The sequence below is a fragment of the Mycobacterium szulgai genome, assembly GCF_002116635.1.
Classification (GTDB): domain Bacteria; phylum Actinomycetota; class Actinomycetes; order Mycobacteriales; family Mycobacteriaceae; genus Mycobacterium; species Mycobacterium szulgai.
Genome location: NZ_LQPW01000163.1, coordinates 23875 through 47067 on the forward strand (window position 1 = coordinate 23875; position 23193 = coordinate 47067).

Below are 23193 nucleotides of genomic sequence, written 5' to 3' on the forward strand. Positions count from 1 at the left end.
GCAGCGCACCTGGATTGGGCGGATGATGTGTCGGTGACCGGACACGACGAAGACTCGGTCGCTGGGTTGCTGGACTCGGCCGGCCTGCACCGCCTGGTGGACGTGTTGATCGAGCGGGGTTACCGCGTAGTCGGTCCGGCGTTGCGCGGCAACGCCATTGTGCTCGCAGAACTGGAGTCCGCGCGCGACCTTCCGTACGGCTGGGGCGTGGAGGTGAGCCCAGGGCATTATCGCCTGCGCGGCCGCGACGACCGTGCGGCGTTCGGGCATTCGGCCGGGCCGCAGTCTTGGAAACAGTTTCTGCACCCGCAACGGGAGCGGTTATGGGCGGGCACCCGGAACGGTTGCGCCGACGATGAACCCGTTCAAGACACGCCGCGGTATGCATTCCTGGGTGTGCGGGGCTGCGACCTCGCCGCGATCGCGACCCTCGACCGGGTGTTGGGCGGTGGCGCTCATCCCGACAATTCGTTCGTCAGTCGCCGGCGACAGATCTTCGTCGTCGCGGTGAATTGCACTGAACCCGGGGGGCTCTGCTTCTGTGCTTCAATGGGCACCGGGCCAGCGGTAGGTCCCGGCTACGATTTGGCGCTCACCGAGCGCCTCGACGGCGGGGAGCCGACCTATGTCGTAGACGTCGGTAGCCCAGCGGGCGCCGACGTCATGGCCGCGCTGGCGCCGCGGCAGGCGACCGATACCGAAATCGCCTGCGCACGTGACGATGTCGCGAACGCCGCGAACAAGATGGGCCGGCACATGCCGGACACGGATCTGCGCAGCCTGCTGGCCGACTCGCGTGAATCTGCTCAGTGGGAGGAGGTGGCGAGCCGCTGCCTGACGTGCGGCAACTGCACGATGGTGTGTCCCACCTGCTTTTGCACCACCACTGAAGACGTCAGCGACCTGACCGGTGACCACGCCGAACGCTGGCGACACTGGGCGTCGTGCTTCGAATTCGACTTCACCTACGTCCACGGCGGCGGCAGCGTCCGTCAGTCCGGCGCATCGCGCTATCGGCACTGGCTGACGCACAAATTGGGTACCTGGCACGACCAGTTCGGCATGTCCGGCTGCGTTGGTTGCGGGCGATGTATTGCCTGGTGTCCGACCGGCATCGACATAACCGCCGAGATGAACAAGATGGCCGGAGATGACTGAATGGACGACGGTGGCCACGTCGGCTCCCTCGGCCATGGCGCCGCTGCCTTACCGGGTGCGCAGTCGTGTTGTGGAGAGCCCGGATTCGGCGACGCTGTGCCTGGAGCCGGTGGGCGAGGCGGTGCGGTCACCGGAGCCCGGCGAGTTCATGATGCTGTACGCCTTCGGCGTCGGCGAGGCCGCTATCTCGATCAGTGGCGATCCGACGGTCACGGACGGGTCGATCACGCACACCATTCGCGCGGTCGGCGCGGTCAGCCGTGCCCTGCACGACGCTCAACCGGGCAGCGTCATCGGGGTGCGCGGCCCCTTCGGAACAAGCTGGGGGCTGGCCGAGGCCGAGGGCCGCGATCTGGTCATGGTCGCCGGCGGAGTGGGCTTGTGTCCGCTGCGTCCGGCGATCCTCGGCGCGTTGGCGCAGCGCGATCGCTACGGCCAGGTGATGCTCGTCGTGGGTGCCCGGTCGCGGGCTGACTTCGTATTCGCCGCTCAACTGCAAACCTGGGCCGAAGACCCACGGATCGACGTGCACCTGATCATCGACGCGCCGACGCAAGGCTGGAGCGGGGAGGTGGGACTGGTCACCGAACCGCTACGCCGGCTGACGCTCGAGCCGGGCCGTACCAGCGCGTTTCTCTGCGGACCCGAGCCCATGCTGCGATTCGGCGCTGAGGCTCTGATCGCCAAAGGCCTGGAACCCCAAGATATTCGGGTTTCACTTGAGCGCAACATGCAGTGCGGCATCGGCTGGTGCGGACATTGCCAGTTGGGTCCGCTGTTGCTCTGCCGAGACGGTCCGGTCGTCGGCTACGACGTTGCCGGACCGCTGCTGCGGGTGAAGGAGCTTTAGATGGGCCCAGTTACGTTGGCGGTGTGGAAGTTTGCCTCCTGTGACGGTTGTCAGCTGACGCTGCTGGACTGTGAGGACGAGCTACTCACGCTCGCTGACCAAGTGACGATCGCCACCTTCGCCGAAGCCTCCAGCGCAATGCTGGATGGGCCCTACGACGTGTCTTTGGTCGAGGGTTCGATCACCACCCCGCACGACGAGCAGCGCATCCGTGAAATCCGGGACCAGTCAAAGCTATTGGTCACCATCGGCGCCTGCGCAACGTCCGGGGGAGTCCAAGCGCTGCGCAACTTCGCCGACGTCGCCGAATTCGCGTCGGTCGTATATGCCAAGCCGGAGTACATCGACACGCTGGCCACCTCGACGCCGGCGTCGGCGCACGTAAAAGTCGATTACCAGCTGCAGGGCTGTCCCATCGACCGCGGGCAGTTGCTCGATACTCTCGCGGCCTTACTGATCGGTCGCAAGCCACGCTTACCGGCCAAAACGGTATGCACCGAATGCAAACTTCGCGGCGTGACATGTGTTGTCGTCGCCGACGGCATCCCTTGCCTGGGGCCGGTGACACACGCCGGCTGCGGGGCGCTGTGTCCCAGACATCACCGCGGTTGCTACGGATGTTTCGGTCCGTCCGCCGCACCGCAAGTGGCGACGCTGATCCCGCTGCTGCGCCGCGACGGAATGTCCGACGGCGACACCGATCGGGTGTTCTCGACCTTCAACGTCGCACGATTCGCCGCCGAGCGGAGAGAGGTATGACCCCGCAGGATCGTAGGCTGAGCGTCGGCACCATAACGCGGGTGGAAGGTGAAGGGGCGCTGCACGTTACGTTGAAAGACGGCGCCCTGGAAAGCGTCCAGCTCAATATCTATGAGCCACCGAGGTTTTTCGAGGCCTTCCTGCGCGGCCGCGCCCACACCGAGCCGCCGGATCTGACGGCTCGGGTCTGCGGAATCTGCCCCGTCGCCTACCAGGTGAGCGCCTGCAACGCGATTGAACAGGCGTGCGGTGTCGAGCTGGACGCCGATTTGGTTGCCCTGCGCCGGTTGCTGTACTGCGGCGAGTGGATCCATAGCCATGTCCTGCACATCTACCTGCTGCACGCCCCGGATTTCCTGGGCTACGACGACATCATCGGCATGTCCCGAGATCATCGCGAGGTTGTCGAACGCGGCCTTGAACTGAAAAAGTCGGGTAATCGCCTGATGGAGTTCCTCGGCGGCAGAGCCATACATCCGGTCAACCTGCGGCTGGGCGGATTCTATTCCGTGCCAACGCGTTCGGATCTGAACCCGATAGCAGAGCAGCTGCGCCGGGCACTGGACAACGCGCTGGCCACCGTCGAGTGGGTGTCCGGCTTTGAATTCCCTGACCTCGAGCTCGACCACGAGTTTCTCGCGCTGACGGCACCCGGCCAATACCCGATTGAAAACGGCACCATCGCGCGCAGCGCCGGCCAGTCGTTTCCGGTGTCCGAATTCACCAGCCACGTCGTCGAAGCTCAGGTGCCGTACTCCACGGCTCTGCACGCGACGCTGGATGGCGGTCGCTATGTAACCGGGCCGCTGGCGCGCTACTCGCTGAACTCGTCGGCTTTGTCGCGGGTGGCGGCGCAGGCCGCCGAGCAGGCTGGGCTGTCGGCGCAGTGCCGAAATCCGTTCCGCAGTATCGTGGTCCGCGCCGTAGAAGTGGTCTATGCGATCGAGGAGGCATTGCGCATCATCGACGAGTACCAGCGTCCATCGCGCCCATTCGTGGATGTCCCGGCCCGCGCGGGCGTCGGACATGGCGTCAGTGAAGCACCCCGCGGTCTGCTCTATCACCGGTACCGCATCGGTGCGGACGGGCTGGTAGCGGCCGCGACGATGATCCCGCCCACGTCGCAGAACCAGGCTGCCATCGAGGCCGCGCTGGCGCGGGTGGTCTCGGAGAACCTGGAACTCGAAGACGCCGCACTGAGCGCACTGTGCGAACGGGTGATTCGCAACTACGACCCGTGTATCTCGTGCTCGACGCACTTCCTGACGCTGACAGTGCGGCGCACGTGACCGGCGGAATCGTGGTGATAGGCCTGGGGAATCGCTACCGCCGCGACGACGGCGTGGGGGTTGCTGCCGCCACAGCGCTGCATGAGCGGGGATTGCCCGGTGTCAGCGTAGTGAACGACGTAGTCGAGCCTATGGCTCTGGTTGAGGCCTGGTCGGGTGCCCGCCTGGCCGTCGTCATCGATGCCGCGATGGCAACGGCGCTAACCGCGGGGCGAGTGCGTCGCTGTGCCCTGGGCGATGTGGCCGGCGCGGCGCAGGGCCTGAGTTCGCACAGCATCGATATCGGCCGTACCTACGCGCTCGGCCAGTCACTTCGCCGGGCCCCCGCCGCACTTCAGATATTCACCGTCGATGTGGCCGATATCGGTCATGGCATCGGACTGACACCTCAGGTCGAACGCGCCGTGCCCGAAGTCGTAGGCCTGGTGCTGGCTGAAATCAACTGTGAAACAAGGAGGATCGGATGAGCGCAGACGATAACACCAAGACTTGTCAGGTTGATGTACTGATCGAAGAGGGCGACGAACGCACCCGCGCCAAGGCGCGGCTGGCCTGGGCGGGCAAGACATTCGTCGGCGTGGGGCTTTCGCGGCTCGATCCGGCCGACGAACCGGTGGCTCAGATCGGCGACGAGCTGGCAATCGCTCGTGCGCTGTCCGATTTGGCAAATCAGCTGTTTGCTTTAACGTCAACGGATATCCAGGCCAGTACGCACACAACGGTCACTCATCTGCATCACTGAACGAGGCAGATCCGAGGTGATCGGTGAACCAGTCGCGGGCCAGCAACGCGACCTGCTCGAGCGCGCCTGGCTCCTCGAACAGGTGGGTGGCGCCCGGGACCACGGCGACCTGGCACTGGCCCGGGATCGCCGCCTGCGCCTGCAGGTTGAGGCGGCAGACCATCTCGTCGCGTCCACCCACGATCAACAGGGTCGGAGCTTGCACGTTGGCCAGCAACTCGCCGGCAAGGTCTGGCCGCCCGCCGCGGGACACCACAGCCGCCACCTTGGCGGCGGGATGGGCGGCCGCAGCCAGGGCCGCACCCGCGCCGGTGCTGGCACCGAAGTAGCCGACGGGCAACGACGCGGTATCGGGTTGGCCGGCCAGCCAGGCTGTCACCTGGACCAGCCGACTGGCCAGCAAAGCGATGTCGAAGACATTGGAGCGATCTCGTTCTTCGGCGGGGGTCAGCAGGTCCAACAGCAACGTGGCGAAACCGGCCCTATTGAGGACTTCGGCGACGTATCGATTGCGCGGGCTGTGCCGGCTGCTTCCGCTGCCGTGTGCGAACACCACAACACCTTTTGGGTGCCAGGGAATCGTCAGGTGGCCTGCGACCGAGACCGGCCCGGCCGCGACCATGATCTCCTCGTCGCGCAGCGCAGGATGATCCGAGGCCGGCTGCGCGCCCACTCGAAAATCGTTGCGGGCGTTACGTAGGAGGGCAACGACCTCGTCGTCGGAGATCTGGTCGAAGTTGCGGTATGCCTGGCCGACCGCGAAGTAGGGTACGGGTGTTTCCAGCAGCACCACGTCGTCGGCATATCCAGCGAATTGTTCCGCGGTGTCGCTGGGGCCGATAGGGGTCGCCAGCACCACTCTGCTGGCCCCTTGGGCGCGGGCCACCTGGCATGCGGCGCGTGCGGTCGCTCCGGTCGCGATGCCGTCATCGACGATCAGCGCAATCCGTCCGTTCAGTGCCGCCGGGGGATCGTCGCCGCGGTAGCGCTTCGAACGGCGTTGCAGTTCAGCCCGTTCCCGGCTTTCGACCGCAGCGATCTCCTTTTCGCTGAGTCGCGCTTCTCGGACCACGTCGTCGCTGATCACCCGCGTATCGCCGGCGCCGATGGCGCCGAAGGCTACTTCTGAGTGGAACGGCACCCCCAGCTTGCGCACCAGCAGCACGTCGAGTGGGGCGCCCAGCGCTTTGGCGACCTCGTAGGCGACTGGGACTCCGCCGCGCGGTAGCCCGAGCACCAGGATGTCGTGACCGCGCAAAAAGTCCATGCGTGACGCCAATTGCCTTCCGGCATCGGCGCGATCGTTGAATTGCCTCATGTGTAGAGTCTGGGACCCGTTCCGCGCCCAGCGTTATGGCCACAGGTCCCTAAACCGATCGACAAAGTTCCCCAATCTCGCGTTAGCCGCTGGCACGCCGATCGGTCGCAACGTATCGCAGGAGCGCACCAACGCCGTCGGTGGGTGCGATTCGCTGGTCGGCCCGAACCAAAGCGGCGCCAATCGCAAGGGCGCTGAAAGGCAATGCCTCATCTGCTCTTTCGACTCTTTCCACCGCTTCGCCGAAGTCTGAGAGCACGTCGGCATCGGGCGCGGGCGCGGTCAGGTCGTTGCCAGTAACCACGGTGGTATCGCCCATCTCGCCGACGATCAGCGTTTCGACATCGCCTTCGCGCAACGCTGCACACACCGCGGCAAGCCCGTCGGCGGCAAGTCCCGAGGCGCGCTCCATTTCGGCTTCGAAGCGATCAGCGATTTCAATCATCTCCGTGCGGTGGCGCTGCGCGAACTCCTCGGCCGTCAGCCGGCCGATCTGGTCGGAATCGATGGCGCCCCTGGGTGTTTCTGCATGAAGTGGTCTTACCCGCTGTGCCACCCGCTTTGGTAATTCGGCAAGCAGATCGGTGCGGGCGCGGACCTCTCCGGACACGAAGACCACCGCTGGATCCGCCTCGTCGACTAGCCGAGTCACATGGTCGGCAACCGCGCGGCAGTTCATGCGGATCGCTTCCTCGGTCGTGTGCTGCAGGTCGCTGTAGCCGTTCCAGCCCGCGGTGACCGGCTTGTGCACCGGGTAGCCAGTGCCGGCAATGGTGGTTGAACTGCTTGTTGTCCCTTGGTACAGAGTGACGTCGGCGCCGGTGTGATCAACCGCGGCAAACACGTACGTCGGTCGCCGCATTTCCAGGTCGATCAACGGTACGAGGTAGGGGTAATCGGACAGGCGAACGACCGTGGCCGGTGGCGGACTGATCAGCGGCTCGTTGATCAAAACTCGATCGCTTGTCGCGATCACCGCGCGGCCACGCCGACCAGCCGCCGGCCGATGATTCAGCACTGCGTTTTCGAGTAGGCCGATGATTTTCTGTCCAGCGCCTTGGTTTTCGAGATGCGTATGGATATCGCGCCACTTGACTTCGAGTTGCTGGGCCGCGTCTGCGGTGTCATGCGAGTCGTCGAAATATATCGAGGCAAAGGGGCCTTGTACCTTCGTCAGCCACCTGAGGCGTTCTGATCGCATGTCATTCCTCTCCATCCATATTGCGGCTGCACCCTGTGTTTATTCGCCAACGGCGGGCCTGGCCACCGGTGGTTGTTCGTAGAGTGCTGTCAGGCGGTCTGCGAACTTATCGACGACCGCCTTGCGGCGAAGTTTCATGCTCGGTGTGAGATCGCCTGCTTCGACCGAAAGTTCACGATCGATGATGGTGAACTTCTTGATCTGCTCCCAGCGGTTCAGCTCCGAGTTCAGCGCGTCGATGTACCCGGCGATCAGTTCCCGCGTCTGCTCGTCGCGGGCTATCCCGGCGAAAGACTGATCGGGCAGACCATGTTTGCGGGCCCAATCGGCGATTGCTTCGCCGTCGAGGCTCACCAGTGCCACGCAGTAAGGCTTGGTCTCACCGACGACGATGAGTTCGCCCGCATAGGGGCAGAGTCCTTTGAATCGCACTTCGATCGCCGAGGGTGCTACGTACTTGCCCTGCGAGGTTTTGAACATGTCCTTCTTGCGGTCGGTGATCCGCAGGTAGCCGTCGTCGTCGATCTCGCCGATGTCGCCGGTGCGGAACCAGCCATCCTGGTCGAGCGCTTGGGCGGTGGCGTCGGGCAGGTCGTGGTAGGAGGTCATCACGCCGGGCCCGCGGAGCAGGATCTCGCCGTCCTCGGCGATCTTCACCTCGGTGGCTGGGAACGGCCAGCCGACCGTTCCGAACCGATAAGCGTTGGGGCGGTTGATGAATGACGCCGCCGACGTCTCGGTCAGGCCATAGCCTTCGAGCACGGTGATGCCGACCGCGTCGAACCACTGGGCAACGTTGCGATCCAGGGCGGCGGCCGCGGACACGAAGAACCGGACTCGCCCGCCGAACCGTTCCCGGATGGTGGAGAACACCAGCCGGTCTGCCAATCGGTATGCCAGCGACTCGGCTAACGAGGGTTGCTTCCCGGTCTGCCGGGCCTCTGACATCCTGATTCCGACTCGGAGTGCCCAATCGAAGATCTTCTTGGTGAATCTGCCCTGTTCGGCGACCATGCCCTCGATGCGGGCATGTGCCTTCTCGAAGATGCGTGGTGCCGCACCCATGATAGTGGGACGCACGGCGGCGAGGTTGTCGACGATCTTGTCCACCCGACCGTCGATCGCGGTGGTGAAGCCGATCTGCAGCGGCAGCGCCAGCATCACCTTGCCGAACGAGTGCGCCAACGGCAGCCAAAGGAAGTTAAGGTCCTCGGGTCCAAGTACTTTGAGTGCATCGATGGCCGCTGCGGTATACGTCCACGATCCGTGGGTTAGCCGCACGCCCTTCGGGCGTCCGGTGGTCCCGGATGTGTAGATGAGGCTGGCGAGCCGGTCGGGACCGACCGCTGCGATGCGCTCATCGACCGCATCTGGGGAGTCGGCCAGCAGTTGCTTGCCCAGTTGCTCGAGATCGCTCAACGTGATCACCCAATCGCCGTCACCCTTGCCGTCGATGATGACCACCTTGCTCACGTCGGGCAGATCCGCGCGATGTTCGACCAACTTGTCCACTTGGGTTTGATCCTCGGCGACCACGATCCGGCTACCCGAGTTGGCGACGATGTATGCGACATCGGTGGCGTTCGTCGTCGGATAGACCGTGGTGGTGGCGGCGCCCGCGCACATCACGGCAAAATCGACCAGCACCCACTCGTATCGCGTCGAGGACGCGAGCGCCACCCGATCTTCTGGGTGGATGCCCAATGAGATCAGCCCGGCGGCGATGTAGTGGACGCGGTCGCCCACCTGCTGCCAAGTGACGCTCTCCCAGCTGTCGCCCCGCGGATACCGAAATGCTTCCGCATCCGGGGTGGCCGCGACGCGGTTGACGAACATGTGCGCCACCGACGGTGCGCGGTTCTCGATTATGGTGAAGTCTGGCCTCTCCAATGAGGCGAGTGGTGCTTTCATAATGCTGATCCGTTGCTCGCGAGACGAATATCATCTCTGATCATGCGGATCCTTAGCCGCGGGAAATAGAGACCAAAGTCATAAGGATCGCCACCACTCCCAGATTGTTCTGAAGTGACTTACGCCCCTGGACTTTCGTGGCTTTGCGCCCTTCCTGAAGGGTGCCGCAGCCGGGAACCATACGACCGGTATTGGCCAAAGTATGTTGGAAAACCGATGTTTGTGGGTAAAGGAGTCCGGCAATGAAGTCGCTCATCATCTGCGCGTCGAAATCGCACGGCAATACCCGCCGTATAGCCGATCGGATGGCGGAGGAGCTTGATGCCGAGGTGGTCGCGCCCGGTTCGGTCGACCCCGCAAAGCTTTGCGAGTACGACCTGGTCGGCTTCGGCTCCGGCATCTATTACATGACGGTGGACCCGACGCTGCGAGACTTGATTCGTCGGCTACCAATCGTCGACCCGGCCGCCGGCCAGGTCCGGGCATTCACCTTCTTCACCACTGGCGCCCGTGAGATTCCGCTGTTGGGTTACCACAGACCGGTTCGAAAACAACTCGAATCCAAAGGCTTTGAAGTGATCGGTTCGTTCACTTGCCGCGGATGGGACACCGTTGGGCCGTTCGGGTTCATCGGCGGCATCAACAGGGGACGGCCCGATGACTACGATCTCGATCGGGCCGCGGCATTCGCCGCACGTCTTCGCAAGCAGGTCAGCGGCAGCCAGGAAGCGCGGTAATCTCCAAAAGCACCAAAGCCCAGGCGGTTTCATTCATGGGAACCGCCTGGGCCTTGGGCCCTGGCAAGCGTTACGTGTTCATCGCTTCGCCGGCGCTACGCACCACGCTGCGAAGAAACTCGATACGTGCGGTCATCAATTCCTCGGCCAGAGTCAGGGCGGCGTCGACAACGGTCTTGCGCCGCGACTGCTCGGGGATCACATCATCCATATGGTCGACGAATTTGCGCACCGCCTCGATGGCCTGGGTCCGGCCGGTCTCGACCGATTGGAGTACGTCGTCAGAAATTTCGGCCCAGCGTGGCATGGATTGTTGGGGTGCCTCGGTCATAATCCCACTCCTACGGACATGTTCACCGTCTCCAGCGGACTTTTGTTCATGGCGGATGTTATCGACGGTACGGTCGGCACAAAGCCGGCGCGAGTGACAAAAGTCCTCTTGCGCCCGGTCATCCGTCCTTTCATAGGGCGGTGATCCTTCGTTTGCCAGTCAAGGACTTTGGTGAGTTTGGCAGGGCCATTGGTCCCTACGGGATGGCCTCAGCGAGGTGTTACCCTGCGGCCATGACGATGCCCACAAGTCACGAGCATCAACGGACGGGCGCATTTGATTGGTCCGTGCCCGGCGTCACCGGTTTGACGGTGGCTGCCGCACCATTCATGCATACGGGCCGCTACTTCGCCCAATCATGGCGCGATTACCTTGGCCAAGCACCGGACGAACTTCCGATCGCGCGTCCGACCGTCGCCTTGGCGGCACAGGCTTTTCGCGACGAGGTCGTTCTGCTGGGCCTGAAGGCGCGCCGCCCGGTCAGCAGGCCCGAGGTGTTCGAGCGCATTACCGCTGAAGTGGCCGCCGGGCTGGATTTCTACGGCAAGAAGGGATGGCTGGACCGGCCCCAAAAATTCTTCGCGGCTCCTCCGGTGCTTTCAGACGTCACCGTCCGAAAGGTGAAGGGGCGCAAACGCTCTTTCTATCGCATGGTGTTCGACAGCGGGTACACGCCGGATCCGGGCGAGCCCGGTGCGCGGCGGTGGCGGGAGTACACCGCGAACGACCGCGAGTACGCGTTGCTGCTTCGCCACCCCGAACCGCGACCTTGGTTGGTGTGTGTGCACGGCACCGAGATGGGTCGCGCTGCGGTTGATCTGGCCTTGTTCCGCGCCTGGAAGTTACACGAAGACCTCGGTCTCAATGTGGTCATGCCGGTACTTCCCATGCACGGTCCCCGTGCACGCGGGCTGCCGAAGGGCGCTGTGTTTCCGGGCGAGGACGTGCTCGATGACGTACATGCGACGGCTCAGGCGGTGTGGGATATCCGCCGGCTACTGTCCTGGATCAGGTTGCAGGAGCCGGAGTCGCTGATCGGATTGAACAGCCTTTCGCTCGGGGGTTATATCGCGTCGCTGGTCGCCAGCCTCGAAAAGGGACTCACCTGCGCCATTCTGGGCGTGCCGGTGGCCAACCTGGTGGAAGTCCTGTCGCGCCATTCCGGTCTGAGCCACGATGATCCCCGCCGTCACACAATGGAATTGGCCGAACCCATCGGGCGCATGATCTCGCCGCTGTCACTCGAACCGCTCGTGGCCATGCCCGGACGTTTCATCTACGCCGGCATCGCCGACCGTCTCGTTCATCCACGCGAGCAGGTGAACCGCCTCTGGGAGCACTGGGGCAAACCGGAAATCGTCTGGTACCCCGGCGGTCACACCGGGTTCTTTCGCTCGCAGCCGGTGCAGCGGTTTGTCTGGGATGCGCTGCAGCAGTCCGGGCTCCTGGGCGGCCCTGCGGTGCGGCGCGACCGTCCCGCTTAGCCGCGAGGCGAGATGAACCCGCTCGACCCGCTGGACGCCGCGATGATGACCGCGGAGCTGGTGTCCAACCCGATGCATGTCGGCGCGGTGCTCGTCATGTCGCCGCCCGCGGACGCCGGGCCGAACTATGTGGACGAACTGTATTCCGCGACACTCGGCGCCGGTGATTCGATTGATCCGCGGCTACGCCGGCATCCACATCACGGTGTGGGCACCGGCGGCCTCTGGGTCTGGCGCGATGTGGAGACCGTTGACCTGAGCCAACATTGCCAGCGGGTGAGGGTCCCTGCGGGCGACGGCGAGTTCTGGCGGCTGATCGGTAAGCTCGCTGCCATCCGCCTGGACCGGTCGCGCCCGATGTGGATGTCGTACCTGATCGACGGCCTTGACCAGGGCCGCTTCGCCTTCTACATCAAGGTCCACCACACCGTCGTGGACGGTGTGGCCGGTCTGCAGATGATCACCGATGCGCTGAGCACTGATCCGGGACAACGTTCGATGGCGCCCTTCTACGCGGACCGTCGCGACGCATCAATGGCGCGAACGCCATCCAGTGGACTGCTGACCCGCCTGGCGGCGCCCCTTCGATCGCTGGCCGGCAAGGCCGTGTCAAGTGTCGGGCTGATCGAGCACGTCATCACGGGCGAGCTGGCGACCCTGATCGACAGCCTGGTCGGGCACACGACCGTGTTGCCCTTCGGAGCGCCCTACACGCGGTTCAACGGTCGTCTGGGCCTCGAGCGTGCGGTCTGCGCGGGCAGCTGGCCGAAGTCGCGCATCCAGGCGGTGCAGCGCGCGGCCGGCGTCACCGCCAACGACGTGATAACGGCATTAGTGGCCGGCGCGGTGCGACAATGGCTGCGTGGCCGGCGGGAACTGCCCGATCAATCGCTGGTGGCCATGTGCCCTATTACCGTGCGTAGCCACGCCGGCGATATGTCAAAAGACTTACAGGGCAATATGTTTGGGCTTTGGCTGTGCCCGCTGGGCACCGACTTGGATGACCCCGCTGCGCGGCTGGACTTGATTCACCGGTCGATGTCGGAGGGAAAGCGCTGGGTGGGCCGGCGCGGATCAGCACCATCGCTGCTGACGGCCGCGGGCAGTATCGCTGCGACGGTGATTTTTCCGATGCTGCCGTTCACCCCGAAAATCCGCACCGGATACAACGTCCCGATCTCCCATGTTCCCGGCCCGGCTGACGAAATGTATTGGAACGGGGCGCATGTCGAAGAGATCTACCCGGTGTCGACGGTCTATGACGGTCAGGGACTCAATGTGACGACCTGCTCATACGCCGATCGAGTCGGATTCGGCTATGTCGCAGGTGCCGAGGTGGTTCCCGACATCGATTCCCTGATACCCCTGACCGAAGCGTGTCTGGCCGAACTCGAATCCGCCGTCGGTGTTTCTTGAGTTGTCATGCGGCACGGCGGATGTCGGTTGCCGAGCTCGTCTGCGGTGGGGCGGGCCGGCCGGCGGTCGGCATCCATCCGACGAAGGTCAGGTAGCCCCCGAGTATCGCCATGGCGACAAAGCTCACCTGCCACCAGACGAGGGCATTGACCGCGGTGCCGGCGAACGATAGATAGTCTTGCGGCAAAGCCATCAAAAGGAATCCTTTGAGTGCCGTCATCCAACCGAATACAGACACGATGATCGCCGGAGCGCCGCGCCAATACGGATGCAGCGCGATGACGACCAATCCGGTCAGCAAGACGAATGCGCCAGTGACCCAGGACCATACGGAGTTCGCCTGGAAATCGTTGAGCAATGTTCGCATCGCCGAGGCGCGCGCAATCGCGGTGCCGGTGATGATGATGACGAAGGGGCCGATCACGCGGGCAAACATGCGCGTGGTGGCTAGGGTCGGTTGCGAAGAGCTCATGACTTCACCTCTCTCAAGCTTCGTTCTCGGGACTTCTAATCCCAAGATCATCAGATCGCTTCACCCGCGCCGCTGATAGGGGCGGAAGTCCCCAAGTATGAGGAAAACCGATGGGCCACTTTCGCGGCGATTCCCGCAGTGCGCACGGTTGAGCACCAGTTTCTGCGAACGGTTTGTCGTTCAAGACGATTCGTAGCTTCTTGACCGGCCGGGCGACCGGGCCAGGCCACATCAGTGTTGCTGGCACATCCAGTTGACGATCTTCCCGCCGGGCAGCCTATTCAAGGCGTCAGCTTCTGCCATGCTGCGCGAGTAGCCGCTCCCTCCTTGGTAGGTCGAGCCGTCGTAGGCGACCGCGCCGCATAGGTTAAAGCGAACGATCACTTTGCAATCTTTGTCTGCGCAGTTCTCCAAGGCGGCTTGGTCAGCCAGCGACTGAGATTCGTAACCGCGCGATCTACCCCAAGCACCGCTTGGGGCATAGGCGATTGCACCGTAGCGCATGATATGTGGGAGGGGCATCTCGGCCGCCATACCCATTTCGGACAACACAGCATTGTCGATATTCGCGCCTACCTGGGGAATCAGGGGAAGGGCTAAGATCATCAATCCAGCTGTGGCCCCTATGCTTGCGAGTGCAAGTGCGATTCGATGCCCTCGTTTGTTAATCATGTTCCTACCGGCTTTCTGAGGGGTCCTATTCCAGCGGCCTGAGCGGGTTTTGAGATGCCTTCGAGAGTGACTGCGCTCCGTCCTAAGAGTTGTGCTGCGCTACGGATGCGGGATCGGCTGGGGTGTCTGGGGAGCCGTTTGCGCGGGGGCCATCGGTTTTCCGGGAACTATCCGGCCGGGTCCCATCCCTCCGTCAGATCCCATCATCGGGCAGGTGTCGTCTCGCCCGCCGTTGGAGACCCGGAAGCTCTTATAGGGGTTGTCGGTCGCCCGGCCCAAGAAGAACCCCGAAAAAAAGATCACTGCTACAACGAAAACGACACCTGCCGTAATGCCCACCACGGCCCAGAGTTGATCCAACCGACCATGCCGGTCAGATCGATCCGAGTAGCGGTGCTGGTCGGTCGCAGGAGGCGGTTCGATGGAATCTGGCGTTTGCATACTCAAATGATGCGAGTCCATACCCCTACGGGGTAGGGACTTAAGTCCCATAAATCGTCTAGGTTGCGCCGCCGCTTGACGCACCCGACTGAGTCAGGTTCTGAGTTGGTCCCGAACGATTTGGTGGACCGTAACGACGTCGACGAAAACGCGGGTCTGGGTGGCTGAAGCGTGCGGCGCGCCGATGGATGCGATGCACGCGTCCCCGGGTCCGGTTCAGCCGGACTGCGGGGTGGATCGGTTCGGAGTAGAACCAAGTCTTGGTCATCTCAACCAGCACCAGGTAAGCGACCGTGAGCCCGGCCAGCGCGGCGAAGAACTGCCAGGGCAGTGGTATGAAGCCGAGGTTTCGGGCCAGCGGCGAGATCGTCAGGGCCACCCCGGCGGCAACGACCGACAGCGCTGCCGCGGTGAGCAGCAAACCCGGTGTGCTGCGCAAGAACGGTACTCGCCTGGTCCGGATTGCGAAGATGATAAGGGTCTGTGTTGCAAGGGATTCCACGAACCAACCGGTGCGAAACTCGACCACGCCGGCATGGAGCACACCGAGCATGAGGCCAAAGGTGAGAAAGTCGAACAACGAACTGATCGGTCCGAACGACAACATGAACCGCCGGATGAATTCGATGTTCCAGTGTGCCGGTGCGTGCAGCTGATCGTCGTCCACTCGATCGGAGGGGATCGCGAGTTGGGAGGTGTCGTAGAGCAGATTGTTGAGCAGGATCTGGCTCGGCAGCATCGGCAGAAAAGGAAGCACCGCCGACGCCGCGGCGGCGCTGAACATGTTGCCGAAATTGCTCGAGGTTCCCATCAGTACGTACTTGATGGTGTTGGCGAAGATACGCCGGCCCTCTGCGACGCCCTCGGCCAGCACGCCCAGGTCCTTCTCCAGCAGCACCACATCTGCGGCATCCTTGGCTACATCGGTGCCGGTATCGACGGAAATGCCGACATCGGCGGCGTGCAAAGCCAGCGCGTCGTTCACCCCGTCGCCCAGAAACCCGACGGATCGGCGGGTTTGCCGCAGCGCGGAGATGAGGCGGGCCTTCTGTTCCGGTGAGATGCGCGCGAAAATGGTGTGATCGCGCGCCGCCGAACAAAGTTCGTCGTCGCCGAGCTGATCCAGCTCGTCGCCGGTGATGGTGCCTTTGCAGAGCAATCCGATGTCACTGCAGACCTTTTCGGCGACTCGGGGGTTATCACCGGTGGCCACCTTCAGTTCGACGCCGAGCATCGCAAGTCGCGCCAACGAATCGCCGACGTCCGATTTGGGCTTGTCTGCGAAGACGAGGAAGCCGTCGAGCGTCAGATTCGCCTCGTCGTCGGGGCACAGGGTCGTTTGCCCGGCGGCCGCCGGCCGGCTGGCCACCGCAACGACGCGACGGCCGTCGGCGAACAACGCCGTCAATGTTTGCTGGGCGCTCGGGGAAATCTCTGCGCAGTGTGCCATCACCTGTTCGGGCGCGCCCTTCACCACGATCCGCCTGCCCTCGGCAACCTCGACGAGTGCCGAGGTGGCCCGCCGGAGGTGATCGAAGGGCAAAGTAGCCAGACGTGCCACCCCGGGGACCGGGGATTGACCACGCCACAGGGCCCCGTCGAGTTCGTTCGCGCTCACCCCGCCCGTCGACGGGTCGATGTCGGTGGCCAGAAGCCCGATTCGCAGCACCGAGGCGTCCGGTTCACCGGCGGGATCCACGGCGGCGGTGAGCTTGATCCGCCCGTCGGTCAGCGTGCCGGTCTTGTCGGTGATGAGGATGTCGATGTCGCCCAGATCTTCAATGCAGACTAGGCGCTTCACCAGCACCTTGAGCCGGGCCAGCCGTCGAGAACCCGACGCCAGGCTGGTGCTGACCACAGCGGGCAACAACTGGGGGGTGATCCCCACCGCGATGGCCAGGCCGAACAATGCCGAATCGATGAGTGGTCGCTGTAGCAGGAGATTGGTGCAGATGATGACCGCGGTGAGGGTCAACGCCACTTTCAACAGAAGATAGGAGAAACGGCGCAGTCCGCGCTGGAAGTCGGTTTCTGGATGCCGCTCGCCCAATCCGATCGCGATGCGGCCGAATTCGGCGTTGGGTCCGGTCGCGTAGATCACTCCGGTCGCTTCGCCCGCACTGACCACCGTGCCCATGAACGCCACGTTGGATGATTCGGTGAGCGTCGCCGCCCGCGGCACCGGCGCGGGAAGTTTCTCCGACGGCGTCGATTCACCCGTGAGAATGCTTTCATTGCACTCCAAGCCGTTCACGGTGACCAATCGGACATCGGCCGGCACCAATTCGCCGAGTTCCAACCGAACGACATCCCCGGGGACCAACGCCGTTACATCGACTCGGATGAACTCGCCATCTCGGCGAACGACGGCGGTGTGGCGGACGCGGTCGTGCAGAGCGGCCGAAGCTCGCTCGGCCCGGTACTCGTTGAAAAATGAGAGGCCGATGCTGACCAGCAGGATGACGCCGATGATGAGGGCTTGAGTGCTGTCGCCCAGAAAGAACGAAACCACTGCGGTGACGGCCAGTAGCGCCAACACCGCATTGTTGAGCTGGCGCCCCAGCACTGCGATCGCGCTGACCCCGTGCGTGCGAACGGAATTCGGGCCGGTAGCGGCCAATCGGGCCGTCGCCTGCGCCGCTGACAGCCCGGCAGCCGAAGTGCCCAGCATGCCCAGGACTTCGGCAGCCGGTGCGTGGACAACATCCCGTCGGGACGGAGCGCAGTACCCGGTGACATGCGCATCCCGGGTGCGCTGCCGTCCCATGCGGGTCACGATAGTCGCTGCGACGGTTTCGGGTCAGCGTCCAACGGCCATGGTCTGCCGCCAAAGGTCCTCGGCGCCTGGGGGACTTTTGGCCCTGGCCCGCAACCAGTTCCATCGCATAGCACTGTAAGCATGGGACAGAGAACAGAATCGCCAGCGATCATCGACGTCGACGTGACAACTCACGACGAGTTCCCGGGAGCGGCCGAATACACCCGCACCAAGATCGGCGAGCTCGGGCGATACACCAGCCAACCGGTGCTGCACGCCAGGGTCAGGCTGACCAGGCACCGCGATCCGGCCGTGCGGCGGCCCGTGGTCGCGCAGGCGAATCTCGATGTCGATGGCCGTCCGCTTCGCGTTCAGGTCCAGGCGGAATCGGCGCGAGAAGCGGTCGATCTGCTTGCGGCACGGCTGCGTCGCCGTCTGGAACGCACGACCGCGCACCGGGCAGCGCGCCGCACCGAACAGCGCGCAGTCAGCGGCTCAGAGTGGTCGCACGACTCCGAGCCGCGGCACCGGCCCGAATACTTGCCTCGACCGGCAGAAGAGCGCCGCGTCATCCGGCGCAAGTCGTTCACGATGGGGCCCTGCACCGTCGACGAGGCCGTTCGCGAACTGGAGCTGCTTGACTACGGCTTCCACCTGTTCACCGAGCAGGGCACCGGTGCCGCGAGCGTCCTATACCGGGCCGAACCGACGGGCTACCGGCTAGCCTTGGTGACACCTGACTTAGCCGACCAGCTGAGCCCCTTCGCGCTGCCCGTCACCATCAGCCGACAGCCGGTGCCATGCCTGACCGAGGACGAGGCCGCCAACCGGTTAAGCCTGCTCGGCCTGCCGTTCCTGTTCTTCATCGACGCCGCCCAAGGGCGCGCCACGGTCTTATATCACCGCTACGACGGGAATTATGGGGTGATCACGCCGGCGGGCTAGGCCTTAATGCGCTTGGTAGCCGGCCGGCGATGGGCCAAGGCCCGGGCCAGCAGCCGTGCCACCCCAAGTTCAATGCCGCGGGCAAGTTCATCGACATCTGGTGTGGCGTCGTAATCGGCAGTGATGCCGAACGCAAGTTCGTCGGCATAGCTGAGCATGCTCACAACCGTCCGCAGATGCATTGCGATGGGTGGAACGGGCAGCAGCATCTCCACTGGCCGGCCCAATAGTTGCAGCCGTTGGCGCGGCCCCGGCACATTGGTGGCCAGCGTGACGACGCTGCGTTGAGGCAGCCGTGCCAGCAGCCGAATTATCCACGCGCTCAACATGAACGGCACATAACTGCTCAATTTGACGAAGGTACTCGCCGCTTGTCGCTCGCCGCTTTCTTTGAGCGTGTTGAGCCGCGCGTGCACCAGCCGTAATCGCTTCACCGGGTCGCGTTGCTCGACCGGCAGGTAAGGCAACATCGCCGAAACCCGAATATCGGTGCGGTCCATGGCGTCTGCTGGACGCACTGAAACCGGCACCAAGGTGCGCAGCGAATTGCGCTGCGGCTTCTCGCCGCGATGCATCAGCACGGCGCGAAAGCTGTCGGTGATCGCGGCGAGGGCAACGTCGTTGAGGGTCACGCCGAAAACTTGGCTTATCGTCTTGACGTCCTTGAGCGACACCCGTGCCGCGCTGTAACGCCGCATGTTGGCCACTGAGCCGTGCAATGACGATCCAGCTGCCGGAGTTAACAGGTTGGCAGTGAATTGAGTCGCGCCCCTTGTAGTTTGGGTGACAATGCTGACCGCCGTCTGCGAGGTGCGCCATAACCGGCCGGCCCAGCTGAGCGGGTTGAGGCTGAGCTGCGAGGAGGTGGCCTTCGGTGAGGGTTCTTCCTTGGCGGCGCGGATCTCGGTGGCAAACGTCGTACCTGCGCCGCTGTCAAAGATATTCGCCAACATGTGCATCGCTGCGATCCCGTCGGCGATGCAGTGATGGATCTTCATCAGAATCGCCCACCGTGCTTCCGGCAGGCCTTCGATAACCCAGCATTCCCACAGCGGGTGATCGCGATCGAGTCTGCGCTCCATGATGTCGGCGACAGTGCGGAACAGCGCGGGATCATCGCCGGGCCGCGGCACCGCAGCCCAGCGCAGGTGGTGGGTGATGTCGAAGTTGGCGTCGTCAATCCATTCCGGCGCGGCGACTTCGAGTGCGTGCTTGTGCACCAATTGGGTGAGGCGGGGGACAGCGCCCAGTCGTTCCGACAGCGCCGACATCAGCTCGTCGCGCCCCGGCAGAGGTCCGTCGATAACCGCCACTGCGCCGATCGCCATGCTCACATGCCGGTCGGCATCTTCTGCTTCCAGGAAGCTCGCCTCGATGGTCGTTAGCTGCGTCATCACCACCACCTCCGAGTTCGCTCGTGCGCTTCACTATCCGCGGTGCCGGCGGCGGCCGGTAGTGCCGTAAGTCCCAAACCCGATGTCGGACTTACCAGCCGGCGAATGCCGGGGCGCCCGATACGAGCACAATGGCTTGCCGTCAAGGACCAATGGCCCTCGCGAACTGTGCAACACCCGACGCAGACTGGGGCCATGGCCAATATCAGGCGTATCGCTGAGGTGACCGCACTGCTCTCCGTTCTATATTGCGCGCGAGCGTATTACCGCAATTGGGGTGCTACCAAGGCCGAGTACCGGATGCAGCTGCCCGGGGACGCACTGGTCGGCGATCCGGCGATTCAAACGACCGAGGCGGTCAATATCGACGCGCCCGCGGCCGTGGTGTGGCGCAGGCTGCTCCAAGCTGGCCAGGGCAGTGGTGGTGATCGAGTGGACCTGGATTGCCGAGAACCTGCGATCGGTGACGTTGTGCGGCTGTGGCCCCAAGGCTGGCTGGGGCTGGCCGATGGGGTGGAATTCACGGTCGCCGACAGCGTGGCAGAAGATCACTTGGTGCTCAATGTCATGCATGCGGACCTGCGCTGGAACGCGGTGTTGTCGTTCCATCTGCAGCCACACTGGGAGGACCGGGTAAGACTTCTGGTCCGCGCCCGAATCGCCTTGCGCTACCCGGGCGAAGTGATTGCCTTGGAAATGCTCAGGCCGTTGACCGCATTGGGTACCCGCGCATTGATGCTGGGTGTCAAGCACCAGTCGGAGCGCCTGGCTGATGGAAACTCCTTGGCTACCAATGTGGTTCGGAGGTTCGATGGTGCGTGAGGCCATCCCGCTGGGACGAATCGCCGGGTTTCCGGTAAAAGTCCATTGGAGCGTGGTGTTGATCCTGTGGTTGTTCACCTGGAGTCTGGCAACTACCCTGCCCCGCGACGTGGCCGGCTACCCGCGCCTGGTGTATTGGCTGAGCGGAGCATGCGGTGCGCTTGTGCTGCTGGCTTCGCTTCTTGCGCACGAATTGGCGCACGCGGTCGTGGCCCGTCGCATGGGGGTGAACGTCGCCAGCGTGACGCTGTGGCTGTTCGGCGGGGTGACCAGCATGCAGGACGAAGCCAAGACACCCCGAGCGGCATTCCGCATCGCCGTCGCAGGCCCGGCTAGCAGTCTTGCCCTGTCCGCGGCATTCACCGGGTTGGCCTCCGCGTTGGCCATCGCCCAGGCCGCGCCGATCGCGGTCAGCGTTGCCTGGTGGCTGGCCGGGGTCAACCTGGTGCTGGGTTTGTTCAACCTATTGCCGGGTGCCCCATTGGACGGGGGCCGGCTGGTACGTGCCTATCTCTGGCACCGGCACGGTGACAGAGCGCGTGCCGCCGTCGGCGCTGCCCATGCCGGGCGGGTGGTCGCGCTCATCCTGATCACCCTGGGACTGATTGAGTTTCTGGCGGGCGCCTTCGTAGGCGGCATCTGGCTGGCGTTCATCGGCTGGTTCATCTTCGCCGCCGCGCGCGAGGAGGAGCTTCAGGCCACGAATCAGCAGCTCTTTGCCGGAGTTCGCGTCGCCGACGCGATGACTGCTCGACCGCATACCGCGCCCGGCTGGATCACCGTGGCCGATTTCATCCAGCGTTACCTACTGGGCGATCGGCACTCGGCGTATCCCGTCAGCGAGCCGGACGGGTCGATCATGGGTTTGGTCACGCTGAAGCAGCTGCGCGACCTTGCCCCCGGTCAACGGGATGCGACCACCGTTCGCCAGATCGCTCTGCCACTGAGCGATGTGCCGACCGCAGCACCCCAGGAGCCGCTAAGCGCGTTGCTGCAGCGGATGGCGCCGGTCGGTTCCCGCAGCCGTGCCTTGGTCATGGACGGCACTGAGGTAGTCGGCATCGTCACGGCCGGCGACGTCGCGCGGCTGGTCGATGTCTACGGCCTGGCCCGGCCTGCGGGCCTAGACGCGAATTCGCAAGGCGCAGTTGGTTATTCGAACGACAGCTGATTGGCCAACGCCCCCGCTATGCGGCGTGTGCGCTATGCGGCGTGTGGCAGGCCCGAGCCGGACGTTTCGGCCCGCGCCACTGGCTGATTCGGCTCCGGACGCCAGCCGACGAAGGTCAGCCAAAGCCCGACCACGCCGACCGCGATTTCGACACCTACCCACAACGGAGTCAGTTCGAATGCGGCATTAGTGGCCGACATGAAAGCCCGCGGGAAGGTCATGAGGAACACCGCGCGCAACACGAGGAGCCAGCCCACCACGGATACGGTGATCGCCGCTGCACCGTGCCAGTACTGGTGCAACGCCACGATGACAAGGGCGGCCAAAAGCATAAAGGTGCCCGTTATCCACGGCCACGCGGTGCTGGCCTCGAAATCGGAAAGCAAGGTCCGCATATCCGGACGAGCGACGGTCGTCGCAGCGGCGATGACAAAGAACGGCCCGAGAACGCGGGCGAACATGCGCGTCCGCAGCTGTTGCTGCACAGTGCCCATTTGCCGTACCTCCGTTGGTGTCTAGCAGGCGTGAAGCCGGCTGGTCAGGCGTCGATCGACTTCCCTGTCGGCGCCGGGCTGAAGTGGAAGCGCCGGCCCGTGACCATGTCGGGGCGGATCCGTACATAGTGCGATTTCTCGTATCCCGTCCAGGACAACACCTGGGCGCGATCGGCCTTCTCGATCTCTTCGTCGGTACGAAGTGTGCGAGCGGTTCCCTTGACGACAACGCTCCAGCCCTCGGCGACATTGTGGTCATCGACCTCGAACACCACGTAGTTGTTAATCGCGGCGCTGACCAGCTTGGTGCCTTCTGCGGTGCGAAACAGAATCGTCCGGTCCTGGACCGCGTAATTGACCGGGAAAATGTCGGGCCGGCCGTCGACGCTGGTGACCAGCCGGCCCAGTGTCCTACCCGCCAGCAGATCCCAGCACTCCTGCGCCGGCAGGATCGTGACGCCATCTTCGTTCGGCATGTTCATAGTGACCATCCTATTGGCGAAGGCTGGAAAAGTCGGCGGCCAAAGGTCCCGCTGCACTGGGACCAAAGTTACGTTCGCTATTGAGGTTCGACCCCGGCGGACAGTTTCTTGTCGGCGTAGCACACCACATCGGCCAGCGTGCGCAGCGTCGCGTAATCCGATTCCGGGATGTCGATGTGCAGGCGCTTGTGGATTCCGCGCAAGAAGTTGAGCCAGTCCATGGAATCCAGATCGACTTGATCGCGCAGCAGCACGTCGTCCTCGATCTCATCGGATTCGACTTCCGGAGCAATGCTTTGCAATACGGACAAGATCACGTCGCGCGTGTCGTTTTCAGTCATGGCAC

24 protein-coding genes are annotated in these 23193 nt (G+C 63.8%); 12 read left to right on the top strand and 12 right to left on the bottom strand.

The window, feature by feature from the left end; translation table 11 throughout:
• Positions 1–33 precede the first annotated feature (33 nt).
• Genes AWC27_RS24465 through AWC27_RS24490 form a run of 6 tightly spaced genes read left to right on the top strand, consistent with a single transcriptional unit; the run spans position 34 to position 4798 of the window.
• The gene (locus AWC27_RS24465; protein ID WP_372516795.1) at positions 34–1158 is read left to right on the top strand and encodes a 4Fe-4S dicluster domain-containing protein; all 1125 of its coding nucleotides are present in this window, start codon (positions 34–36) and stop codon (positions 1156–1158) included.
• Complete coding sequence (locus AWC27_RS24470) at positions 1151–2008, top strand: FAD/NAD(P)-binding protein (protein WP_085672847.1); 858 nt, start codon at positions 1151–1153, stop codon at positions 2006–2008. Before AWC27_RS24465 ends, AWC27_RS24470 begins: the two co-directional genes overlap by 8 nt.
• On the top strand, positions 2009–2767 hold the full coding sequence (locus tag AWC27_RS24475; RefSeq protein WP_085672848.1) for an NADH-quinone oxidoreductase subunit B family protein: 759 nt from the start codon (positions 2009–2011) through the stop codon (positions 2765–2767).
• Positions 2764–4056: a Ni/Fe hydrogenase subunit alpha gene (locus AWC27_RS24480; protein ID WP_085672849.1), complete on the top strand. Its 1293-nt coding sequence runs from the start codon at positions 2764–2766 to the stop codon at positions 4054–4056. Before AWC27_RS24475 ends, AWC27_RS24480 begins: the two co-directional genes overlap by 4 nt.
• Positions 4053–4523, top strand: a complete 471-nt coding sequence (locus tag AWC27_RS24485) for a hydrogenase maturation protease (RefSeq protein ID WP_085672850.1) — start codon at positions 4053–4055, stop codon at positions 4521–4523. Before AWC27_RS24480 ends, AWC27_RS24485 begins: the two co-directional genes overlap by 4 nt.
• Positions 4520–4798, top strand: a complete 279-nt coding sequence (locus AWC27_RS24490; protein WP_085672851.1) for a DUF1876 domain-containing protein — start codon at positions 4520–4522, stop codon at positions 4796–4798. Before AWC27_RS24485 ends, AWC27_RS24490 begins: the two co-directional genes overlap by 4 nt.
• Here AWC27_RS24490 and AWC27_RS24495 read toward each other — a convergent pair.
• The 3 genes from AWC27_RS24495 to AWC27_RS24505 all read right to left on the bottom strand — a co-directional run bounded on the left by AWC27_RS24495 (position 4779) and on the right by AWC27_RS24505 (position 9228).
• Positions 4779–6116 (bottom strand): phosphoribosyltransferase, encoded by a 1338-nt coding sequence (locus AWC27_RS24495; protein ID WP_085672852.1) that lies wholly within the window; start codon positions 6114–6116, stop codon positions 4779–4781. The two genes, AWC27_RS24490 and AWC27_RS24495, sit on opposite strands and share 20 nt — an antisense overlap.
• Before the next feature lie 82 nt (positions 6117–6198).
• Positions 6199–7317: an Rv2629 family ribosome hibernation factor gene (locus tag AWC27_RS24500; protein ID WP_085672905.1), complete on the bottom strand. Its 1119-nt coding sequence runs from the start codon at positions 7315–7317 to the stop codon at positions 6199–6201.
• Between the two features lie 39 nt (positions 7318–7356).
• Positions 7357–9228: an AMP-dependent synthetase/ligase gene (locus AWC27_RS24505; protein WP_085672853.1), complete on the bottom strand. Its 1872-nt coding sequence runs from the start codon at positions 9226–9228 to the stop codon at positions 7357–7359.
• 242 nt (positions 9229–9470) lie between these two features.
• On the opposite strand from AWC27_RS24505, the gene AWC27_RS24510 reads away from it, so the two are divergent.
• Entirely contained in the window at positions 9471–9965 is a 495-nt protein-coding gene (locus AWC27_RS24510) for a flavodoxin family protein (protein WP_085672854.1), read from the top strand.
• A gap of 70 nt (positions 9966–10035) precedes the next feature.
• Here the strand turns inward: AWC27_RS24510 and AWC27_RS24515 are convergent, their stop codons facing one another.
• On the bottom strand, positions 10036–10296 hold the full coding sequence (locus tag AWC27_RS24515) for a hypothetical protein (RefSeq protein ID WP_085672855.1): 261 nt from the start codon (positions 10294–10296) through the stop codon (positions 10036–10038).
• A 233-nt stretch (positions 10297–10529) separates the two neighbouring features.
• Here AWC27_RS24515 and AWC27_RS24520 point away from each other — a divergent pair, with 233 nt between their 5' ends.
• Both AWC27_RS24520 and AWC27_RS24525 read left to right on the top strand, forming a co-directional pair.
• The gene (locus AWC27_RS24520; protein ID WP_085672856.1) at positions 10530–11780 is read left to right on the top strand and encodes an alpha/beta hydrolase family protein; all 1251 of its coding nucleotides are present in this window, start codon (positions 10530–10532) and stop codon (positions 11778–11780) included.
• Positions 11781–11792: 12 nt separating this feature from the next.
• Positions 11793–13196 (top strand): wax ester/triacylglycerol synthase family O-acyltransferase, encoded by a 1404-nt coding sequence (locus tag AWC27_RS24525; protein WP_085672857.1) that lies wholly within the window; start codon positions 11793–11795, stop codon positions 13194–13196.
• A gap of 4 nt (positions 13197–13200) precedes the next feature.
• Here AWC27_RS24525 and AWC27_RS24530 read toward each other — a convergent pair whose 3' ends face one another.
• The 4 genes from AWC27_RS24530 to mgtA form a co-directional block, all read right to left on the bottom strand.
• Positions 13201–13668 carry a hypothetical protein gene (locus AWC27_RS24530; RefSeq protein WP_085672858.1) on the bottom strand — a complete coding sequence of 156 codons (468 nt, stop codon included), beginning with the start codon at positions 13666–13668 and terminating at the stop codon, positions 13201–13203.
• Positions 13669–13899: 231 nt separating this feature from the next.
• A complete protein-coding gene (locus tag AWC27_RS24535; RefSeq protein ID WP_085672859.1) occupies positions 13900–14340 on the bottom strand; it encodes a DUF4189 domain-containing protein in 441 nt (146 codons plus the stop codon).
• A gap of 99 nt (positions 14341–14439) precedes the next feature.
• Entirely contained in the window at positions 14440–14643 is a 204-nt protein-coding gene (locus tag AWC27_RS30535; protein ID WP_139837197.1) for a hypothetical protein, read from the bottom strand.
• A gap of 196 nt (positions 14644–14839) precedes the next feature.
• Positions 14840–17548 (bottom strand): magnesium-translocating P-type ATPase, encoded by a 2709-nt coding sequence (gene mgtA / locus AWC27_RS24540; RefSeq protein ID WP_085672860.1) that lies wholly within the window; start codon positions 17546–17548, stop codon positions 14840–14842.
• Positions 17549–17680: 132 nt separating this feature from the next.
• Between mgtA and AWC27_RS24545 the strand changes: the two genes are divergently transcribed.
• Positions 17681–18484 (top strand): sigma 54 modulation/S30EA ribosomal C-terminal domain-containing protein, encoded by an 804-nt coding sequence (locus tag AWC27_RS24545; protein WP_085672861.1) that lies wholly within the window; start codon positions 17681–17683, stop codon positions 18482–18484.
• Here AWC27_RS24545 and AWC27_RS24550 read toward each other — a convergent pair.
• A complete protein-coding gene (locus AWC27_RS24550) occupies positions 18481–19878 on the bottom strand; it encodes a WS/DGAT/MGAT family O-acyltransferase (RefSeq protein ID WP_085672906.1) in 1398 nt (465 codons plus the stop codon). The genes AWC27_RS24545 and AWC27_RS24550 overlap by 4 nt on opposite strands.
• Before the next feature lie 195 nt (positions 19879–20073).
• Between AWC27_RS24550 and AWC27_RS24555 the strand changes: the two genes are divergently transcribed.
• Positions 20074–20700, top strand: coding sequence for a hypothetical protein (locus AWC27_RS24555; protein ID WP_085672862.1), 627 nt, complete (start codon positions 20074–20076; stop codon positions 20698–20700).
• Positions 20693–21871: a site-2 protease family protein gene (locus AWC27_RS24560; RefSeq protein ID WP_085672863.1), complete on the top strand. Its 1179-nt coding sequence runs from the start codon at positions 20693–20695 to the stop codon at positions 21869–21871. The genes AWC27_RS24555 and AWC27_RS24560 overlap by 8 nt, the downstream gene beginning before the upstream one ends.
• A gap of 32 nt (positions 21872–21903) precedes the next feature.
• Here AWC27_RS24560 and AWC27_RS24565 read toward each other — a convergent pair whose 3' ends face one another.
• The 3 genes from AWC27_RS24565 to AWC27_RS24575 all read right to left on the bottom strand — a co-directional run bounded on the left by AWC27_RS24565 (position 21904) and on the right by AWC27_RS24575 (position 23188).
• On the bottom strand, positions 21904–22332 hold the full coding sequence (locus tag AWC27_RS24565; RefSeq protein WP_085672907.1) for a hypothetical protein: 429 nt from the start codon (positions 22330–22332) through the stop codon (positions 21904–21906).
• A 77-nt stretch (positions 22333–22409) separates the two neighbouring features.
• Entirely contained in the window at positions 22410–22856 is a 447-nt protein-coding gene (locus AWC27_RS24570) for a pyridoxamine 5'-phosphate oxidase family protein (RefSeq protein ID WP_372516934.1), read from the bottom strand.
• Between the two features lie 68 nt (positions 22857–22924).
• A complete protein-coding gene (locus AWC27_RS24575) occupies positions 22925–23188 on the bottom strand; it encodes an acyl carrier protein (protein WP_085672864.1) in 264 nt (87 codons plus the stop codon).
• Between the last annotated feature and the right edge of the window lie 5 nt (positions 23189–23193).

What these genes read in the sequence shown, in the direction of transcription:
- AWC27_RS24575 (WP_085672864.1), bottom strand. Translation starts at nt 23,188, where the DNA reads ATGACTGAAAACGACACGCGCGACGTGATCTTGTCCGTATTGCAAAGC.
- AWC27_RS24515 (WP_085672855.1), bottom strand. Translation starts at nt 10,296, where the DNA reads ATGACCGAGGCACCCCAACAATCCATGCCACGCTGGGCCGAAATTTCT.
- AWC27_RS24475 (WP_085672848.1), top strand. Translation starts at nt 2,009, where the DNA reads ATGGGCCCAGTTACGTTGGCGGTGTGGAAGTTTGCCTCCTGTGACGGT.
- AWC27_RS24490 (WP_085672851.1), top strand. Translation starts at nt 4,520, where the DNA reads ATGAGCGCAGACGATAACACCAAGACTTGTCAGGTTGATGTACTGATC.
- AWC27_RS24480 (WP_085672849.1), top strand. Translation starts at nt 2,764, where the DNA reads ATGACCCCGCAGGATCGTAGGCTGAGCGTCGGCACCATAACGCGGGTG.
- mgtA (WP_085672860.1), bottom strand. Translation starts at nt 17,548, where the DNA reads ATGGGACGGCAGCGCACCCGGGATGCGCATGTCACCGGGTACTGCGCT.
- AWC27_RS24530 (WP_085672858.1), bottom strand. Translation starts at nt 13,668, where the DNA reads ATGAGCTCTTCGCAACCGACCCTAGCCACCACGCGCATGTTTGCCCGC.
- AWC27_RS24570 (WP_372516934.1), bottom strand. Translation starts at nt 22,856, where the DNA reads ATGGTCACTATGAACATGCCGAACGAAGATGGCGTCACGATCCTGCCG.
- AWC27_RS24545 (WP_085672861.1), top strand. Translation starts at nt 17,681, where the DNA reads ATGGGACAGAGAACAGAATCGCCAGCGATCATCGACGTCGACGTGACA.
- AWC27_RS24525 (WP_085672857.1), top strand. Translation starts at nt 11,793, where the DNA reads ATGAACCCGCTCGACCCGCTGGACGCCGCGATGATGACCGCGGAGCTG.
- AWC27_RS24505 (WP_085672853.1), bottom strand. Translation starts at nt 9,228, where the DNA reads ATGAAAGCACCACTCGCCTCATTGGAGAGGCCAGACTTCACCATAATC.
- AWC27_RS24500 (WP_085672905.1), bottom strand. Translation starts at nt 7,317, where the DNA reads ATGCGATCAGAACGCCTCAGGTGGCTGACGAAGGTACAAGGCCCCTTT.
- AWC27_RS24565 (WP_085672907.1), bottom strand. Translation starts at nt 22,332, where the DNA reads ATGTTCGCCCGCGTTCTCGGGCCGTTCTTTGTCATCGCCGCTGCGACG.
- AWC27_RS24550 (WP_085672906.1), bottom strand. Translation starts at nt 19,878, where the DNA reads ATGACGCAGCTAACGACCATCGAGGCGAGCTTCCTGGAAGCAGAAGAT.
- AWC27_RS24555 (WP_085672862.1), top strand. Translation starts at nt 20,074, where the DNA reads ATGGCCAATATCAGGCGTATCGCTGAGGTGACCGCACTGCTCTCCGTT.
- AWC27_RS24470 (WP_085672847.1), top strand. Translation starts at nt 1,151, where the DNA reads ATGACTGAATGGACGACGGTGGCCACGTCGGCTCCCTCGGCCATGGCG.
- AWC27_RS24535 (WP_085672859.1), bottom strand. Translation starts at nt 14,340, where the DNA reads ATGATTAACAAACGAGGGCATCGAATCGCACTTGCACTCGCAAGCATA.
- AWC27_RS24495 (WP_085672852.1), bottom strand. Translation starts at nt 6,116, where the DNA reads ATGAGGCAATTCAACGATCGCGCCGATGCCGGAAGGCAATTGGCGTCA.
- AWC27_RS24510 (WP_085672854.1), top strand. Translation starts at nt 9,471, where the DNA reads ATGAAGTCGCTCATCATCTGCGCGTCGAAATCGCACGGCAATACCCGC.
- AWC27_RS24520 (WP_085672856.1), top strand. Translation starts at nt 10,530, where the DNA reads ATGACGATGCCCACAAGTCACGAGCATCAACGGACGGGCGCATTTGAT.